Raw genomic sequence first — 17,352 nt, forward strand, 5'->3', positions numbered from 1 at the left:
TTTCATTCCCTTTTCTTCGCTTCTACGATCCAAACAAAATCATTCATTTGATGAAAGGACGTGCTAAAACCTTCTTCTTCAAAGATTTGCTTTAGCACATCAATGGATGGATAATATTCCGTTTCTAAATCCTCTGCAAGCTGATCGAACCCTGCGGCTCTCGCTTTGTCGATCTGAGCTTGATGTGCTGCTTGATTTTGAAACATTGTATCAGCAAAAACTATTTTACCATCTGAGTGAAGGATGTTGCTATAGGTGTGAATGGCTTGTTTTTTTTCTTCATCCGTTAAATGATGGAATGCATATGAACTGACGATCGTATCTGGCTCAAAAGGCGGCGCTGGGAATGATAAAAAATCCCCATCATGAAATAGATCTGGCAGTCCTTTTTGAAGAGCCGCTTTCTTCATGGCATCTGATGGTTCAACACCAAACACGTTTTTATCAGCTGCAAGGAGCAGCGCTGTTAGATTCCCCGTACCGCTTCCAAACTCAAGAACGTCTTGGCCTGAAAGGCGGACAATCTCTTTTAAAATAGCCGGATACCGGCGAAACACTTCTTTATACTGCTCGTCATGACCAATTACCGTGTCGTCATAAGAGTCAGCCCAATGATCAAATAAAGAAAGAAATTCACGTCCCATTTTCTTTCCCTCCACTTTATCTATTTATTCCTATGCGTATAGTATGTTTTATTCCGTCGAACAGTTCCTATCCTACCACAACTTCTGTTTCTTTCCTACTAAAAAATACTGGGAGAAACCGAAAAACATTTGCCCTTCTGAGGGAGAGAGATTAAGATGAATGAAGAGTATAGAGAGGTGAATCAAATGGATTTTCAGCTGGATTTTTTAAAGGATAAAATAGAATTTTTTGAAGCAACATCTTTAAAAGAACTTGAACAAAAGATCCAAAAACAAATTGAACATAATCAAGCGATTCTGCTGACTGTTCATTCTGTCAGTCATCAAACGACTGTGATCGATGAGCGGATTTTGTATACAGCAGTTGTTCATTTTAAAGCGAATGTCTAAACAAAAAAGATAGCATATCTGCTATCTCAGCGTGTAGACAAACCCTCGCATTCGTTGTCAGTTCTGCGTGCCGGTGCTCACGAATGTCAAATTCGCTCCGCTCCAGTACTCGTCCTTCCTAGACTGCAAAGGTTTTCTATCACGCTGAAAAGAAGACAAAGGGCTAAAATAAACATCATTTTAGCCCTTTGTCAACAATCTGCTATCTTTTTTTCATGTTTATCTTAATTTTTCAACCTTCACAGGTTTCCAGCCTTTTTCATCTACCCACGTAATTTCCACGCGGTAGCGTTCACCTGTTGATTTATCACGGATGGTTCCTTTTGCATCTTGAGGACCTCCGTTATTTCCTAACCAAAGAACGGTCATTTGATCTTCTGAAATTCCTGTCGCATAGGACATGGCTTTGATCATTTCTTTCCAGTCTTTTGAGCTGGAATCATAGGTTGCTGTATGTGAACCGGATTGCTCTGTTCCTACAGGCTCCCAGTCATCATTTTCGTATGTTTTGTCTACATCACTCGTTTTGCCGCCATCTGTTTCTTTGGCGTCTTTTAACGCATCTTTATTAGGTTTTTCTTCATCATCTGTCTTCTTCGTTTCGTCGTCTTGATCAGATGAATCATCTTTTTTTGCATCTGAATCATCGGATGTGTCTTTCTTTGGATCTTTCACATCTTCTTGTGAGTTTTGTTTATTTTCACTTGTTGCAGGTGCCGTTTTTGATGGTTCTTTCGCTACATCTGTATCTTTCGGCTTATTAAAAATTAACAAACTCGATGCGACAACCAAAATAAGCACCACAACGATACCAATTAATATGTTAAGCACCATATTTGCCTTTCTGCGCTTATCACGATGTTCAAATCGAGAATTTCTACTCAAAATCTCTGCACTCCTTTGCCTCTGTTCCCTAAGTCGTTACTATTCTAACATGTCATGAAGGGATGTTCTATGTCTGTTTCTTTTCAATTTCATTGACCTTTTTTACAATATCATAAAACGCATCATTTGTCTTAGCCCGGCCACTTGTCTCATCAAGGTGAACAACAACAAGGGCGTATTTTGGTTTTTCTACCGGAAAGTATCCAGCAAACCACTTATGATAAAGCGGATTCCCCTTTTTGTCTTGACTGCCGGTTTGGGCAGTACCTGATTTTCCCGCTACATCGTATGGCAAATCTTGAAACCTTCTTCCAGTTCCCTTGTCAGAGGTCACCACCTGCCTTAAGAATTTTTGCAGCTTTTGAGCTGTATAGCGGTCTATGCTGCCCCCTTCAGGCCGTTTGTTTTGAAAGGACAGCATCGTTGTTCCGTTTTGATACAGCACTTTTTCTGCGATTTTCACTTCTTTTCGTTCTCCTCCTCTTGCGATCGTAGCCATCATATTCGCGATTTGCAGAGGCGTCGTTTTCACATTTTTTTGTCCTATTGCGGTTTGTGCAATGGCTTTTTTGACATGCTTGTCTCTTTTATCTCCCCACACACTGCCTGTTTCTTCACGATCAAACTGTTTGAAGTGCTGCTTATGATAGACATCCCCTTCCCAGCCAGCTCGATCTATGAGTCCAAGCTTTGCAGCCGTCTTTTCGATGATTTGATCATCTGTTTGAATGAGCCTTTCAGCAAGTGTGGCAAAGGTATAATTGCAGCTCTCTGAGAAACTGTCCGTCAGATTCAGCACTTCCTGTTTTCCTTCAGGCTCTCCATATAAATTCTTTCGACAGTCATACATGGTTTGTGGCTGGTCAAGATTTTTTTCGATTGCTGCGGCAAGTACAGCCGTTTTAAAGACAGAGCCTGGTGCAATGGCTGTCAGCATGTAATTTCTTGCCTCATGCCGGTTTTTACTTGTGACATTTGGGGTACTCGCCATCGCCAGTACACTGCTTTTTTCAATGTCGAGCAGAACGGCACCGCCTTTTTCAACGCCTTGTTCTTTGAGCACCTTCTCCATTTCAGCCTGCATGTCTTCATCTATTGTTGTCTGTACCTGAAGTGGATAAAAGGAATGAGCTTCTGCTGTATATTTGACGTCCATACCGAACAAAGGGTTTCCCCTTCCGTCCACATGATATAACAATTTTGTGTCTTGCTCGGGTAATAGAAATTCGTCAAAGGTGCTTTCCAGCCCAAATGTGCCGATTTCAGTACGTATGGAAAGCTCTTTTTTGTCAGGATAACGCTTTCTCAATAGTTCTGGATTTTCGCTTGTGAAACCTAATGTGTGGAGGGCAAGTCTTTTTTTGTCCTTCTCTTTCATATATACGCCGTACACACCCGAATATTTCATATCATTGATGTCTTTCAGCTTTTTTTTCGTGATGTCATCTTTTAAAATGAGAGGTTTTTTCGTTTCTGTTAACTGTTTTTTGAGTTCATCCTCTTCCATCTCAAGAATAGAGGCGGTTTGCTGTAAGCGTGGAAGATCATATTGCAGGAAAGGAAATAAGATAACCGCAGGCTGTTCTTTTGTAAGAAGTGCTTGGCCGTTTCGATCTAAAAACTCACCGCGCCCGTCTGAAATAACGACTTCTTCTGTTCGCTGTTTGACACTTTCTTGTATTAAATTGATATCAAGCTTTGAAAACGATTCTGTGAAGAACAGCTGAATTTCTGCCAGTCTCATCAGAAGACCGAGCAATAGTATAAAAATAATCGCACCTGTCCATTGAATTCTTCTTTTTTTGCGCATAAAAACACCTCGTCCCTATTGTGGACGAGGTGTTTACCTGATAAACGTGATTATGAAATTTTTACAATTTGGACGAACATTTCTCCGCCAGGTGTTTGAACGGTTACTTTGTCGTCTACTTGTTTACCTAAAAGGCTTTTTGCAATAGGTGAATCGTTTGAAATCTTGCCTTCGAACGGGTCAGCTTCTGCACTTCCAACAATTGTGTAAGACTCTTCTTCCCCGTCTGGTAATTCAACGAATGTCACCGTTTTACCAAGTGAAACCACATTTGAGTTTCCTTCATCTTCGATAATTTTAGCATTACGAATCATATTATCAAGCGTTGTAATACGGCCTTCTACAAACGCCTGCTCTTCTTTAGCAGAATCATACTCCGAGTTTTCAGAGAGGTCTCCAAAACTTCTAGCGATTTTAATACGCTCTACAACCTCTTTACGTTTAACCGTTTTCAAATATTCAAGCTCTTCTTCTAATTTACGTTTTCCTTCTTCTGTCATTGGAAATACTTTCTCTTGTGCCATGAATCATTCACTCCTTCTATTAATCCTCATCATACAAACTTTCTGCACGTGAGTGACGACTGAAATATACAAGAATGAGGACATGTTCAGGCCCTCATTCCTTCTGTACCATATTCGTAAAAGTCCATCTTACATGGCGTCCCTTTTAGATGCAACTATTATGCCTTTTATTAGACAGGACCACTTGCAGCGGTCTAAAATCGCACAAACTGTGGAAAGGCACAGGAAGCTCCTGTACCTCGTTCGGCCATTTCGATCATATGTAGAAGAATAGCTTATCCATTCTCCATCTTCCAATACATAATATGGTCAGTGTACGATATGTCTATGCTATATTATTACAAAATTGCATTTTGATCAAGAATTGTTTGAAAATTTGTGATGATTTGTTTGTCGTTTTTTTAATATACTTTTTCAACTTCATTCTTTCGCTATGTGGTAGTGATTTCTCCATCTCTTCTTTTCTTCATTGTTTTCTTATCATATCAAACCCTTAAGATTCTTTCCGAGAATGATGCTTTTATAAATGTTCACACATTATTAACAAATATTGACAAGGGAATATTTGGTTTTTATTGAATTCTATCAATGCAAGACCAAATACATGCTAGGGAGTGTTTTAAATGAACATGAAGAAAACAATTGTTTCTGTTCTATCCATCTCTACCTTATCTTTTTCACTAATGGGCATGGCTTCGGCCAAAGAAACAGCGGATTTCACAGTCAATAACAATATATGCACTTCTGGATTGAAAACATTAGATGTGATTTCAATTCAAAATTACGATTTACCTATGAAAGTTGGTCAGGAGTGCTCAGTCTATAATGCTGCAGCAACACGTTATTGGACAGACAACCAGAGAGTTGCATCTGTTAACTCTTTTGGAGTAGTAACCGCTCATTCAACTGGCCATGCCACTATCACTCTTTTTAAAGGAACGTCTGTCTTAGGACAAGTTTTTGTGAGAGTTTGGTAAGATGATGCTGAAAAGACCTTTACACTGTAAAGGTCTTTTTCTTCTCCACCATTTACTCTGCTCGGTTTTGAAGAATCGTTTGAATTTTTGTCACCATTAAGTCTATCGCCACATGGTTTTGGCCGCCTTCTGGGATGATGATATCGGCGTATCGTTTCGTCGGTTCAATGAATTGATTATGCATCGGTCTGACAACAGATACATATTGTTCAATCACAGAATCGATCGACCGGCCTCTTTCCTTCGTATCGCGTAAAATGCGGCGGATGATGCGAAGGTCTGCATCTGTATCAACATACAGTTTAATATCCATTAAGTCTCTCAAACGTTCGTCTTCGAGCGCAAAGATACCTTCAACGATAATGACATCCTTCGGCTCAACATGAACCGTCTCTTCTGAACGTGTATTTAGTTTAAAATCGTATATTGGTTTTTCAATGGATTCGTATCTTAGGAGCTGTTCCAAATGCTCAAACATCAGGTCATTGTCGAATGCAAGCGGATGATCATAGTTCGTGAGCAGGCGCTCTTCAAATGGCATATGACTTTGATTTTTGTAATATAGATCTTGCTGAAGCATGAGGATGGAATGTCCTTTAAATTTTTCATAGATTGAATTGGTGACGCTCGTTTTACCCGAACCCGAGCCGCCAGCAATACCAATGACAACTGGTTTACTCCTCATGTGGCTGTTATTTCCCCTTTCTCATCATGTTGCTAGGGTATACTTTTTGATCAAGCTTGAATTTGACGATTTGCAGCGGATGACGAGCAGCATCTAGTTCATTTCCTTTTTCATCCCAAATCGTCTCAATTTTGCACGTGAAATTCTCAATTTCTGGTCCGAAGAATTCGACTTCGTCGCCTTGCTTAAAGAAGTTACGCTGCTGCAATGTCACGATTTGTTCTTTTTCATCATAATGAAGAACAAGACCTGCGAAATCAAATGTCGTTTTCTTCCCATGGATGCCAAACATTTGTTCATCCGTTCCTGGTACGCCTTCGAAAAAGGCTGGTGCTGTGTCACGGTTTGCGCATTTATCTAATTCATCTAACCATTCCTGCTGAATGACAAAATTGTCTGGGTCAGCACAATACGCATCAATGACTTTGCGGTATACACTTACAACAGTGGCAACATAATGAATGGATTTCATCCGTCCTTCGATTTTTAAGCTGTCAATTCCCATTTCGATCATTTGAGGAATGGATTCAACAAGCTTCAAATCTTTTGGACTCATTGCAAATGGCGCATCTTCCTCACCAAATAAAGGCGCTTCCTCAGAACCTTCTAGTTTATAAAGATCATAATCCCAGCGGCAGGACTGACAGCAGCCTCCGCGGTTAGAATCTCTTGCCGTCATATGGTTACTGAGCACGCAGCGGCCAGAGTATGCGATACACATCGCACCGTGAATAAATGTTTCGATTTCAATATCGACCTTTTCTTTCATTTCTCTAATTTCTAACGCACTAGTTTCACGTGCGAGCACCACACGCTCAAGCCCTTCTTCCTTCCAAAACTGAACAGCTTTCCAATTTGAAAGAGATTGCTGTGTGCTTAAATGGACTTCAAGCTTCGGCGCAACACGTTTACATGTTTCAATGATCAGTGGATCAGCTACGATAATGCCTGCTACTCCAGCGCCTTCGATCCCTTGAAGGTATTCCTCCAGCCCGTCCATGTTTTCATTGTGGGCGAAGATATTTGTTGTCACATAAATGCGTGCGCCATATTTGTTTGCAAATGCGACACCTTCTGCCATTTCTTCAATTGAAAAGTTATCTGCATTTGAGCGAAGTCCAAATTCTTTCCCGCCAATAAAAACAGCGTCAGCTCCGTAATGTACAGCAATTTTCAGTTTTTCCAAGTTTCCTGCGGGTGCAAGCAGTTCTGGTTTTTTTGTAATGACACGTTTCCCATCAATCATTTCAGAAATACCATCTTTCAATAATGCCATTTCCTCTGCCTCCTCTTATCTTAATAAACCGTTTCTTTAAAGAAGAACCCTGTATCAATCGAACGATTCACTGGCTGAATCTCTTCAATCCGCTTCACCCAGTCCTCTTTCTGATCTTCATACGCGTCTTTGTCAGTCGTTAGTAAATCAATTGCTTTTCTATAAAGTGATGTCACCTCTGTCATATAAGAAAGTGACTTTAAAATTCCGTCAATTTTAAATGAGTCAATGCCTGCGTCAACAAACTCTTCTAATTCGTCAATCATACACACATCATTTGGACTCATAATATGTGTTCCGTTTGCATCCTCGAAAATAGGATATTTGTTTTGACGCTCTTGGTCATGCAGGAATAGCCCTTCCTCCATATTTCTGCCTTCGACGTCCATTTGTTTGCCCTGGTATTCAAAGTAGTTGCCGATGAGCGTACGTTTCGATTGAAACATACATGTCATGCCATGGACTTGAATTTCAATCTCCACTTCAGCATTTTCTTTGATGTCGATCACACTGTCCATATTCAGCTCTTTTGCAAGAACAGCACGCGATGCGCCTTTTCTGCCCCAGTAGTTACAAGTGTAATAGTTTGTCCCAGTCGTTTCTGTACTCCAGTGAAGATTCAGGTTCACTCCTGTTTCCTTTGCGGCCATGATCACGGCTGGGTCTCCAAAGACGACGCCGTCCACGCTTAATGAATCGAGAAAGGTTAAATAATCTCCAAGCAGCTGCACGCGGTCATTATGAAAAATCGCATTCATCGCTACATACACTTTTTTGTCATGGGCATGTGCAAGCAGAGCCGTTTGTTTCACATCTTCTCTTGAAAACTCACCTGCAAGACGAATACCGTATGTTTGTTCGCCTATTAAGAATGCATCAGCTCCTGCCTCAATTAATGGCAGTACGTCTGACACGCTGCTTGGCGTCACAAGCAATTCTGGTTTCTTCATGATTGGTCACCTCTTTTTGTACTAATGGCGATCCCGTCTCCAACTGGAATAATGCACGTTTGGAAATCAGGGTTTGACATGAGCCATTGATTGTATCGATCAATTTTTCCAATTAATTGTTTTTTTCGTTTATCTTCAATTTCTTCTTCATAATTCGTTGCCACTAAGCCTTTGAATAAGACATTGTCTGTGATAATCATTCCGTCGTGAGCGAGCATCGGTTCAAACAATTCAAAGAAACGCTTGTACTGCCCTTTTGCGGCATCAATAAAGATCACATCATAGGGCGCCATCGTTTGGACCGTTTTAGCCGATTCCATCGCATCACCAAAAAACACGTGTATTCTTTCTTTTAACTTTAATTCCTCAATGTTCCGTGTTGCTTCTTCATAGCGCTTTGCATTTCGCTCAATCGTATAAATCTCAGCATCTGGAAGAGCTGTTGCCATTCGAATTGCTGAATAGCCAATCGCTGTCCCGACCTCAAGAATTTTCTTCGGCTGTTTCATCGAAAGCAGCTGCAATAAAAGCTCGATGCTCACCTTTTCCATAATTGGTACATGATGCTCTTTTGCATAGATCTCTAATTGAGCGATTGCATCAGGACTTGGGTGAATTAAATGTTCAATATAATCATTTATTCGATCATCTTCGATAGTCATTATCTGTCTAGCTCCTTCATGACCTGAAAAAGAAGAGTCCTGCCTATTGCAGCTCTCTTTCTCGTCAATCTTTCGTTCATCTAAGTAAAAACAACCCGATATATTTTACCACAAAGAAGTGGCAATTGCGAACCTATAAAATGGAGATTCCAACGAAAAAAACTGCAGGCAATCTCATATTGTCTACAGTCTTTTTCGATTCACTTGTCCATTAATTGCTGCCTGTGATGTATTTCGCTTTTGCTTTATTATGCTCATTTAACGTTTTCGTAAATACGACTTCTCCATTTTTCTTCGCAAGGAAGTAAACGTAATCCGTTTTCTCTGGAAGCAGTGCGGCTTTCCAAGAGGATTCACCCGCATTTGCAATAGGTCCAGGCGGCAGCCCTTTGTTGTTATACGTGTTATAAGGAGATTTCACTTTTAGGTCTTTGTAATACACGCGGGTTTTATGCTCACCAAGTGCATAAAGAACGGTTGGATCAGTTTGAAGCGGCATATCTTTTTTCAACCGGTTATAGAATACACTTGAGATTTTTGCCCGATCTGTCTTTTCTGTTGCTTCCATTTCAATCAGTGAAGCCATCGTTAACACATCATGTATGGACATGTTTCTCTTTTTCATGTCTTTTTCATACGTTTTCACGTATTGATCTGTTTGTTTAATCATCGTTTCAATGATCGTTTCGAGCGATTCATCCTCACGATAAAATGGATACGTAGCAGGGAATAAATAACCTTCCAACGGATGTTTCACCTGTTTTCCATTCACTTGTGATGTCACGGTTTTCGGATATTTTTTCATTAACGTTTGAATAAAAGCAGGATCATCCAGCTTCGCTTCAACTTCCTTCGCTGAAAAATTCGTCTGATTTGCAATAATGACTGCAATATCAGACAGCTGTCTTCCCTCTGGAATCACAAGCTGAAAGGCGTAATCTGTCCCGCCAGATGTCAGCTTTTTGATCAGCGTGTCTGCGTCCATTGTTTGTTTTAAATGGAAATATCCCGCTTTAAAGCCGGACGCCTTTTTGTATTTTGCATAATAAGTGAAAATCGTGTCATTCGAAATGAGCCCATTTTCTTTTAAAATGCCTGCAATTTCGCGGACAGATGTCCCATTTGGAATATGAATATTAATGGTTTGTTTGCTTTTTTGATCGACCGGTCCGAGTGCTGATTTAACATATAAAAAGCCTGATAATGCTGCAATGATGATGACAGCAAGGACAGATAACAGGACGATCCCCATTTTTCTCTTGAAGAATGGTCGTTTCTTTTGTTCTGAAAACATGCATGGCCCTCCTCACATCTAGCTTTTATAGTACATGATTCGACGGAGTTCGGCAATTCCTTGCTTATGCATGTCATGACAGAACTTGACATAACACGGCTAAACCAATGCCGCCACCACTTCCAATAGCAGCCATGACATAGCTTCCATTCGGTAAGGCGCGCCCTTCATAAAATAATCTCACCATCATAGCAGCTCCTGACGCGCTGTAAGGATGCCCAAGGCAAAGTGCACCGCCTCTTCTATTGATTCGGTCATATGGTATCCCTAGCGTCCGGGCAATAAGTGCAGCTTTCAGCGCAAACGCTTCATTGATTTCAAATAGCGCCACTTCCTCTGCCTTGATGTTCTCTTGATGTAAAAGCTTCTTGATCGCATCAATTGGTGAAGCAGCTGGAAAATGAGGATGTATCGCTGTCACAGCACTTCCGGCATACCGTAGCATCACCTTATATCCACTTGCTTCCGCTAGCGATCTTTCCATCACAGCGACGGCGGCTGCTCCGTCTGCTTCCTTACAGCTATTGGCGGCAGTCACAGTTCCTTTTCCCGGTAAAAATACAGACTTTGCCCGCTTGATCAGCTTTGCCATCGGTCTTATTTTAGCAGCCGCTTCATCTATGTTCATCCCGTCAATCGAAACGATTTCTTCTGAATATGTACCATGTGTGAATGCCGCTAAACTTCTTTCCCAGCTCAAAAGGGCATAGTCATCTTGTTCTTTTCTCGTAACAGAAAATGCCGACGCGGTCAGCTCTGCTGCTTCTCCCATATGCGGATCTCCTATCCGCTCCGGTGAAAAGCGTGCTCTCTCTTTCATTGGTGAGCTGGAAATGCTCTCAGTCCCGCCAGCGATATACATCGTGCCCTCCCCCGATTGAACCATGACGCAAGCTGTTCGGATCGCTTCAAGACCAGAGGCACACTGCCTGTCAATTGTCATACCAGGAACGTGTAAAGGAAGACCTGCTTCTAATGAGGACAGACGGGCCATATTTCCACCGCCTCCGACGACATTGCCTAATATGACGTCATCCGGTGTCATGATCTGAGACAAATGCCGGATAAGGGGAGCGGCTAATTGCTCTGGGCGATAATTTTTCAGCATCCCATTTTTGTCACCGAAGGGTGTTCGTTTTGCTTCTACGATCACTGCTTGCATGACAATTGCTCCTCCGCCCACTTTTTCATGCTCGCGCGGGCTATTTTTCCGCCGGATGTTTCAATCATTTGATCAATCACAAGCCATTTTTTTGGTACCTTGTAGGCCGCCAGCTTTTCTTTAACAGCTTGTCGAACCGCCTTTATTTGCGGCACTTGCTCCAGTATGGCAACAGGGATTTCACCCCAATATGGGTCAGGAACGCCAACCACAATCGACCGTTTTACCTCTGGCTGTTCATTTAGCACACGCTCAATTTCCTCTGGGAAAATATTCAGTCCTCCATAGACAATCATGCCATTCTCACGACCGCTCATATACAGATAACCGTCTTCATCCAACCATCCCATGTCGTAAACTGTCAGCCACTCCTGCGGCGGTTTCTCCTCATGTAAGTAGCCTGAAAAAGTCATTGGGCTTTTCACATAAATCCTCCCTGTTTCATTTGGCTGACAGACAGATTGATCGGGGTTCCTTACTTCTACTTGAATGGAGGAGAAAGGCCGTCCAACAGAAGAAGGTTTTTGCAGAAAATCATTTGAAGACAAATAAGAGACAAAACTTAACTCTGATGTGCCATAAAAATCAAAAAAAGTGACATGTGGATAGTTGGTGACGAGCTGTTCTTTTGAAGAGCTGCTCCAATCTGCTCCCGATGACATGACAAGAAGCGGATTGTCCCCTCTAAAAGCATCGATTTGCAGTAACGTTTCTGTCATTGTTGGGACAGTATACATCACGGTGATATCACCTGTCTCTAAGGCTTTCTTCGCTTTTACTGGCACAAATTTTTCTAAAAGCGTCACTGTGCCGCCAAAGTATAATGTACTGATGGTACCATATAAAAAGTGAGAGGATAAGAGTGTACCTAATATAAGAGCATGATCTTGATGAGTGATTCCAAATGAAGCGGTGGTCATTCGAAAGCTCTCGATCCACGACTGCTGACGCCTAATAAAGGCTTTCGGTGAGCCTGTTGATCCTGACGTAAATCCCATATAAAAGACAGGATCCTTCTCGGTATCGCAGCTGTTATCTGGACTGTCTGTGAGAAGGCTCATTCTTTCCTTCCATTCAGATAAAGAAATAATCGGTATGTCTACGCTGCTTTGTTCAAATCTTTTCATCAATCGATCCTCTATAATGGCGAGATCCGCCTCACTTAACAAGAGCTTTTCAACACATTCTTCATGACTCCATCTCGGATCAAGCGGAACGGCTGTCCACCCTGCACAAGCAGCGCCCGCAAATATTTGCAAAAAAGAAGCACCATTTGATAATAAAAAAGCGATTCTTTTTTGCTGATGAGCCGTTCCTTGTAACCACTGCGCTGATCTCTGTACACGTTCGTACCAATCTTGATATGTAATGCTTTCTTGCTCATCTATGATGGCAATCTGATCTGGTTTCATTTCTGCATGTACTGCATAGCTTTCCGTTATTCTGTTCAAACTGCACGCCTCCCTTTATGCAGATCCCAATTTCGATATGACATGGCCTGTATGATTTTGACCGTAAAGACAGCACACATTCCCGCTTTGATGAGATCACCTGGAAGATAAATCAAACTAAGGAAAGCGGCCTGCGACACCTTAATATGCATCATCATGGCTTGAAAGGGGATGCCGCACATATACAAAATCACAATACTGCAAACCGCATAGATCACAAAAAGACGCAGTGCGGTTACTTTTTTCAGCCGGTTCACCCATAAGCTGATCATGAAGGCAGCAACAGGATAAGCAAGAAGAAAACCACCGCTTGGACCAAAGAAGACCCCTATCCCGCCTCTCCCGCCTGACAAAAGAGGTGCGCCTGCTGCCACAACCAAAAGAAAAAGACATAAACTGATCAGTGCTTGTTTTGGCTTTAACAGCCCCCCAGCAAGCAAAAGACCTGCGGTTTGCAATGTAATCGGTACAGGTGTAAATGTAAGTAAAATCGGCGGGATCAAGCCTAACATCCCGATGACCGCTGTCATTAACGCTATTTGCATCATATCTTGTATTTTCAATCTCCATGCCCCTCACTCAATTTATTGTTAAAAACAGAGTAAAAGGTACAATTCATTATGTCAACATAAAATAAAATTAAGTTAACATATTGATCGTAAAAAAAGACCAGTGAAGAAAGATCAAGAAGATCTGTTCACAGGCCTTTTATTTGTTCTATTCTTCGTCTTCTTGATCTAAGAACGTATTTAACGTTTCTTCAATCATGTCCCATTCTTCATCTGTTTCAATCGGCTCTAGCTCGCCATCTTCACCGTCTTCGTTCGGTGTAAAGCTTGATGCATGAATTTCAATTTCCTCATTGTCTTGTTCAGAAATTGGGTAGTAAAGGACATAAGATTTGTTAAAATGGTCGCTTTCAAAAGTAAATAGTACTTCGCAAAGCTGTTCGTTTCCATTATCATCAACGATTGTAATTTGCTTTTCTCCGTGTTCCATTTGATTCACCTCATTTTAATTTAAGCTGTCTAAATATCCTTGCAGGATCATGACAGCCGCCATTTTATCAATGACTTTTTTACGCTTTTGTCTGCTCACATCTGCAGAGATGAGCATTTTTTCCGCTGCCATTGTTGACAGACGCTCGTCCCAAAGCACAACAGGAACATTGTACGTGTTTTCTAGCACTTTCGCAAATGATTGGCTGGCTTCGCCTCTAGGACCGACCGTACCGTTCATATTTTTTGGAAAGCCAAGTACAATTTTATCCGCTCCGTATTCCGCTATGATCTCAGACAGGCGGCTGAGACCAAAGTCTCCGCCTGCTTCATCAATTTTAATTGTTTCAACCCCTTGCGCTGTCCATCCCATTTCATCACTGATCGCAACACCAAGGGTTTTCGTGCCTAAATCTAAGCCCAAAATTCTCATGTTTTACGCCTCTTTATGTGTCTCTAAGTACGATTTAACCAATTCCTCAATTAATTCGTCTCGTTCTAGTTTACGAATTAGGTTGCGTGCATCCTGATGTCTTGGAATATAAGCAGGGTCGCCTGACAGCAAGTATCCGACAATTTGATTGATCGGGTTGTATCCTTTTTCTTGGAGTGCGTCATGAACTGTAATGAGCACTTCATTCACATTGGTTTCAGCTGAATCATCAGAGAAGTTAAACTTCATTGTCTTATCAAATGAACTCACTGCTTCTTGCACCTCTCTTCCAACATTCTACTAGCAAGCTTTTTTCTAACCGCTCATCTAATACCATTATTCTACACTACATTGCCTGATTATAAAACGGATTTGACAGATTCTTCGACAGTTGCCAGTGCTTCTTCAAGCTTTTCTGGTTGTTTTCCGCCTGCTTGTGCCATGTCTGGACGTCCGCCTCCGCCTCCGCCGCAGATTTCAGCTGCTTGCTTCACAAGCTTCCCTGCATGCAGACCTTTTTCGATCACGTCTTTTGTTACTCCTGCTGAAATGTTTACTTTTCCGTTTTGAACGGCTCCCAGGACGATGACAGCTGATCCTAATTTAGCTTTTAAGTCATCAACCATTGTTCTTAAATGGTTCATGTCTTTAGCATTTACTTTTTCAGTTAATACTTTCACTCCGCCAACTTCTGTCACTTTCTCTAAAATAGAGCCAGCTTCTGCTTGGCTTAATTTCGCAAGGAGAGATTCGTTTTCTCTTTGAGCCTCTTTTAAATCTGCCTGTAATGAAGCAATCCGTTTTGGTACATCCTTCGTATTTGACTTCAGCTCATTTGCTGCCTGTTCTAAAATCGCCAGCTGGTCATTTAATTCTTCATAAGCGCCTTTACCAGTCACAGCTTCAATACGGCGTGTTCCAGCACCAATACCCGACTCAGATGCAATTTTAAACAAACCGATTTCCGCAGTGTTTTGCACGTGACAGCCGCCGCATAGCTCGATGCTGTAATCGCCCACTTGGACAACACGGACAATATCGCCATACTTCTCGCCAAAGAGCGCCATTGCACCCATTTCTTTTGCTTCAGCAATTGGTTTCAGGTCAATGGCAACAGAGATGCCTTCCCAAATTTTTTCGTTGACGATTTTTTCAATTTGAGACAATTCTTCTTTCGTCACTTGTCCAAAGTGAGAGAAATCAAAGCGAAGTCTGTTTTCATTTACCAATGAACCTGCTTGGTTTACGTGGCTTCCTAATACATCTTTGAGCGCCTGATGCAGAAGGTGTGTCGCTGTATGGTTTTTGACAATCCCTTTTCGAAGAGCTGATTCCACTTCAGCAGTGACCTCGAGACCTTTTTGAGCCGTACCGCTTACAACGACTCCTTCATGGACATGCTGACCGTTTGGCGCTTTTTTCACATCTTTGATCTCAATGATGGCTTCTGCACTTTTTAGTGTTCCTTTATCCGCTACTTGTCCGCCGCTTTCCGCATAGAAAGGTGTTTCATCTAACAAGATTTGCACCGTGTCTCCTTCATGTGCTTCCGAGACAATTTCACCATTTTGAAGCAATTCGATAATGCGAGTATCCGCAGTTAAATTTTCGTAGCCAACAAAGGTACTTTCCACTTTAATATCGCCTAATGCGCCGCCTTGAACCTGCATACTGCCGACATCTTGTCTCGCATTTCTTGCCCGTTCACGCTGCTTCTCCATTTCCGCTTGAAAGCCTTCTCGATCAACTGTCATGTTCTCATCTTCTGCATATTCTTCTGTCAGCTCGACAGGGAATCCATACGTGTCATACAGCTTAAATACATCTTCACCTGAAATCTGTGAGCTTCCTTTGTCTCTTTCTTTTTTAATCACTTCTGACAAAATAGCTAACCCTTCGTTCAGTGTTTCGTGGAAACGTTCCTCTTCGTTTTTGATGACTTTCGCAATAAATTCTTCTTTTGCTTGTACATCTGGGTAGAAATCCTTCATGATCTCAGCAACAACTGGCACTAGATCATACATAAACGGACGGTGGATATGGATCGTTTTTGCATAACGCACAGCGCGGCGCAGCAAACGTCTTAATACATATCCGCGGCCTTCATTGGAAGGAAGTGCTCCGTCACTTACAGCAAAGGCAACTGTCCGGATGTGGTCAGCAATGACTTTAAATGCTGTATCTTTTTCCTTCGCCAAACCATAGCTTTCTCCAGAAATGGTTTCGACTGCACGAATAATCGGCATGAAAAGGTCTGTATCGAAGTTCGTTGGCACATTTTGAATGACAGATACCATTCGTTCAAGGCCCATCCCTGTATCAATGTTTTTCTTCGGCAGTGGAGTGTATGATCCATCTGGATTATGGTTGAATTCAGAGAACACGAGATTCCATACTTCTAGATAACGCTCGTTTTCTCCGCCTGGATATAATTCTGGATCGTTCATGTCGTCACCGTATGATTCACCGCGGTCATAGAAAATTTCTGTATTCGGTCCGCTTGGGCCCTCGCCAATATCCCAGAAGTTGCCTTCAAGACGAATAATACGTTCTTCAGGCACACCAATTTTATCTCTCCAAAGGATATATGCTTCTTCGTCCTCTGGGTGGACTGTCACAGATAACAAATTCGGATCAAAGCCAATCCACTCTTCACTTGTGAGGAATTCCCACGCCCATTCAATGGCCTCTTCTTTAAAATAATCACCAATAGAGAAGTTGCCAAGCATTTCAAAGAACGTGTGATGACGTGCTGTCTTCCCTACATTTTCAATATCATTCGTACGAATCGATTTTTGCGCGTTGCAAATACGCGGATTGTCAGGTACGACGCGGCCATCAAAGTATTTTTTTAATGTTGCCACCCCACTGTTGATCCATAAAAGTGTTGGATCGTCATGCGGTACAAGTGACGCACTCGGTTCTACAGCATGTCCTTTTTCTTTAAAAAAGTCTAAAAACATTTGACGTACTTGAGCTGAAGTTAAAGTTTTCATTCAAAAATCCTCCCTTATCATTCATCAATCTCCACACAAACGAAAAAACATCCCGCCCTATGCAAGCACAAAACGACTTACACAGGGACGAGATGTTCTCGCGGTACCACCCTGATTATAGACACATTCGTCTATCACCTTCACATCCGATAACGCCGGAAGAGAGCGGCAGTGTTTATCTGCACTCGGGACTAGCTTCCGTTAAAGGTCTGATA

Annotated in this window: 18 protein-coding genes and 1 other annotated feature (1 of these 19 running past the window's edge); of the genes, 2 read left to right on the forward strand and 16 right to left on the reverse strand. The window is 41.8% G+C overall.

Going from position 1 to position 17,352, the window contains the following annotated elements:
• Positions 1-2: 2 nt before the first annotated feature.
• Entirely contained in the window at positions 3-644 is a 642-nt protein-coding gene (locus MHH61_RS02025; protein ID WP_368004460.1) for a class I SAM-dependent methyltransferase, read from the reverse strand.
• A gap of 186 nt (positions 645-830) precedes the next feature.
• On the opposite strand from MHH61_RS02025, the gene MHH61_RS02030 reads away from it, so the two are divergent.
• Positions 831-1,034 (forward strand): YrzA family protein, encoded by a 204-nt coding sequence (locus tag MHH61_RS02030; RefSeq protein ID WP_024423103.1) that lies wholly within the window; start codon positions 831-833, stop codon positions 1,032-1,034.
• A gap of 219 nt (positions 1,035-1,253) precedes the next feature.
• Here MHH61_RS02030 and MHH61_RS02035 read toward each other — a convergent pair whose 3' ends face one another.
• The 3 genes from MHH61_RS02035 to greA form a co-directional block, all read right to left on the reverse strand.
• Positions 1,254-1,919 (reverse strand): YrrS family protein, encoded by a 666-nt coding sequence (locus tag MHH61_RS02035; RefSeq protein ID WP_024427892.1) that lies wholly within the window; start codon positions 1,917-1,919, stop codon positions 1,254-1,256.
• Positions 1,920-1,986: 67 nt separating this feature from the next.
• Positions 1,987-3,729 carry a penicillin-binding protein 2 gene (locus MHH61_RS02040; RefSeq protein ID WP_111926413.1) on the reverse strand — a complete coding sequence of 581 codons (1,743 nt, stop codon included), beginning with the start codon at positions 3,727-3,729 and terminating at the stop codon, positions 1,987-1,989.
• Positions 3,730-3,779: 50 nt separating this feature from the next.
• Entirely contained in the window at positions 3,780-4,253 is a 474-nt protein-coding gene (greA, locus tag MHH61_RS02045) for a transcription elongation factor GreA (RefSeq protein ID WP_008358505.1), read from the reverse strand.
• A 623-nt stretch (positions 4,254-4,876) separates the two neighbouring features.
• On the opposite strand from greA, the gene MHH61_RS02050 reads away from it, so the two are divergent.
• The gene (locus MHH61_RS02050; protein ID WP_125586650.1) at positions 4,877-5,230 is read left to right on the forward strand and encodes an Ig-like domain-containing protein; all 354 of its coding nucleotides are present in this window, start codon (positions 4,877-4,879) and stop codon (positions 5,228-5,230) included.
• Between the two features lie 52 nt (positions 5,231-5,282).
• On the opposite strand, the gene udk is transcribed toward MHH61_RS02050, so the two are convergent.
• From udk to alaS, 12 genes are all read right to left on the reverse strand, one after another.
• Positions 5,283-5,915, reverse strand: coding sequence for a uridine kinase (gene udk / locus MHH61_RS02055; RefSeq protein WP_024423106.1), 633 nt, complete (start codon positions 5,913-5,915; stop codon positions 5,283-5,285).
• Positions 5,916-5,922: 7 nt separating this feature from the next.
• On the reverse strand, positions 5,923-7,191 hold the full coding sequence (locus tag MHH61_RS02060; protein ID WP_024423107.1) for a U32 family peptidase: 1,269 nt from the start codon (positions 7,189-7,191) through the stop codon (positions 5,923-5,925).
• Between the two features lie 20 nt (positions 7,192-7,211).
• Positions 7,212-8,141, reverse strand: coding sequence for a peptidase U32 family protein (locus MHH61_RS02065; RefSeq protein WP_125586652.1), 930 nt, complete (start codon positions 8,139-8,141; stop codon positions 7,212-7,214).
• Positions 8,138-8,803, reverse strand: a complete 666-nt coding sequence (locus tag MHH61_RS02070) for an O-methyltransferase (RefSeq protein ID WP_024423109.1) — start codon at positions 8,801-8,803, stop codon at positions 8,138-8,140. The genes MHH61_RS02065 and MHH61_RS02070 overlap by 4 nt, the downstream gene beginning before the upstream one ends.
• A 211-nt stretch (positions 8,804-9,014) precedes the next feature.
• The gene (gene mltG, locus MHH61_RS02075) at positions 9,015-10,097 is read right to left on the reverse strand and encodes an endolytic transglycosylase MltG (RefSeq protein ID WP_125586654.1); all 1,083 of its coding nucleotides are present in this window, start codon (positions 10,095-10,097) and stop codon (positions 9,015-9,017) included.
• Between the two features lie 73 nt (positions 10,098-10,170).
• Positions 10,171-11,259 carry an acetyl-CoA C-acyltransferase gene (locus MHH61_RS02080; RefSeq protein ID WP_125586656.1) on the reverse strand — a complete coding sequence of 363 codons (1,089 nt, stop codon included), beginning with the start codon at positions 11,257-11,259 and terminating at the stop codon, positions 10,171-10,173.
• Positions 11,247-12,710: an acyl-CoA synthetase gene (locus MHH61_RS02085; RefSeq protein ID WP_125586658.1), complete on the reverse strand. Its 1,464-nt coding sequence runs from the start codon at positions 12,708-12,710 to the stop codon at positions 11,247-11,249. Before MHH61_RS02085 ends, MHH61_RS02080 begins: the two co-directional genes overlap by 13 nt.
• The gene (locus MHH61_RS02090; RefSeq protein WP_125586660.1) at positions 12,707-13,273 is read right to left on the reverse strand and encodes a biotin transporter BioY; all 567 of its coding nucleotides are present in this window, start codon (positions 13,271-13,273) and stop codon (positions 12,707-12,709) included. The genes MHH61_RS02085 and MHH61_RS02090 overlap by 4 nt, the downstream gene beginning before the upstream one ends.
• Positions 13,274-13,427: 154 nt before the next feature.
• Positions 13,428-13,709 carry a DUF1292 domain-containing protein gene (locus tag MHH61_RS02095; protein WP_024423112.1) on the reverse strand — a complete coding sequence of 94 codons (282 nt, stop codon included), beginning with the start codon at positions 13,707-13,709 and terminating at the stop codon, positions 13,428-13,430.
• Between the two features lie 15 nt (positions 13,710-13,724).
• Positions 13,725-14,141: a Holliday junction resolvase RuvX gene (ruvX, locus tag MHH61_RS02100; RefSeq protein ID WP_025092420.1), complete on the reverse strand. Its 417-nt coding sequence runs from the start codon at positions 14,139-14,141 to the stop codon at positions 13,725-13,727.
• Between the two features lie 3 nt (positions 14,142-14,144).
• Positions 14,145-14,411: an IreB family regulatory phosphoprotein gene (locus MHH61_RS02105; protein ID WP_008358522.1), complete on the reverse strand. Its 267-nt coding sequence runs from the start codon at positions 14,409-14,411 to the stop codon at positions 14,145-14,147.
• Between the two features lie 89 nt (positions 14,412-14,500).
• Positions 14,501-17,137, reverse strand: coding sequence for an alanine--tRNA ligase (alaS, locus tag MHH61_RS02110; RefSeq protein ID WP_125586662.1), 2,637 nt, complete (start codon positions 17,135-17,137; stop codon positions 14,501-14,503).
• An 80-nt stretch (positions 17,138-17,217) separates the two neighbouring features.
• Positions 17,218-17,352: a binding site (T-box leader), on the reverse strand (it continues 73 nt past the right edge of the window).

The sequence above is a fragment of the Bacillus sp. FSL K6-3154 genome (genome assembly GCF_040869395.1).
In the GTDB taxonomy this organism is placed as follows: domain Bacteria; phylum Bacillota; class Bacilli; order Bacillales; family Bacillaceae; genus Bacillus; species Bacillus safensis.

What these genes read in the sequence shown, in the direction of transcription:
- MHH61_RS02025 (WP_368004460.1), bottom strand. Translation starts at nt 644, where the DNA reads ATGGGACGTGAATTTCTTTCTTTATTTGATCATTGGGCTGACTCTTAT.
- MHH61_RS02030 (WP_024423103.1), top strand. Translation starts at nt 831, where the DNA reads ATGGATTTTCAGCTGGATTTTTTAAAGGATAAAATAGAATTTTTTGAA.
- MHH61_RS02040 (WP_111926413.1), bottom strand. Translation starts at nt 3,729, where the DNA reads ATGCGCAAAAAAAGAAGAATTCAATGGACAGGTGCGATTATTTTTATA.
- greA (WP_008358505.1), bottom strand. Translation starts at nt 4,253, where the DNA reads ATGGCACAAGAGAAAGTATTTCCAATGACAGAAGAAGGAAAACGTAAA.
- MHH61_RS02050 (WP_125586650.1), top strand. Translation starts at nt 4,877, where the DNA reads ATGAACATGAAGAAAACAATTGTTTCTGTTCTATCCATCTCTACCTTA.
- udk (WP_024423106.1), bottom strand. Translation starts at nt 5,915, where the DNA reads ATGAGGAGTAAACCAGTTGTCATTGGTATTGCTGGCGGCTCGGGTTCG.
- MHH61_RS02060 (WP_024423107.1), bottom strand. Translation starts at nt 7,191, where the DNA reads ATGGCATTATTGAAAGATGGTATTTCTGAAATGATTGATGGGAAACGT.
- MHH61_RS02065 (WP_125586652.1), bottom strand. Translation starts at nt 8,141, where the DNA reads ATGAAGAAACCAGAATTGCTTGTGACGCCAAGCAGCGTGTCAGACGTA.
- MHH61_RS02070 (WP_024423109.1), bottom strand. Translation starts at nt 8,803, where the DNA reads ATGACTATCGAAGATGATCGAATAAATGATTATATTGAACATTTAATT.
- mltG (WP_125586654.1), bottom strand. Translation starts at nt 10,097, where the DNA reads ATGTTTTCAGAACAAAAGAAACGACCATTCTTCAAGAGAAAAATGGGG.
- MHH61_RS02080 (WP_125586656.1), bottom strand. Translation starts at nt 11,259, where the DNA reads ATGCAAGCAGTGATCGTAGAAGCAAAACGAACACCCTTCGGTGACAAA.
- MHH61_RS02095 (WP_024423112.1), bottom strand. Translation starts at nt 13,709, where the DNA reads ATGGAACACGGAGAAAAGCAAATTACAATCGTTGATGATAATGGAAAC.
- ruvX (WP_025092420.1), bottom strand. Translation starts at nt 14,141, where the DNA reads ATGAGAATTTTGGGCTTAGATTTAGGCACGAAAACCCTTGGTGTTGCG.
- alaS (WP_125586662.1), bottom strand. Translation starts at nt 17,137, where the DNA reads ATGAAAACTTTAACTTCAGCTCAAGTACGTCAAATGTTTTTAGACTTT.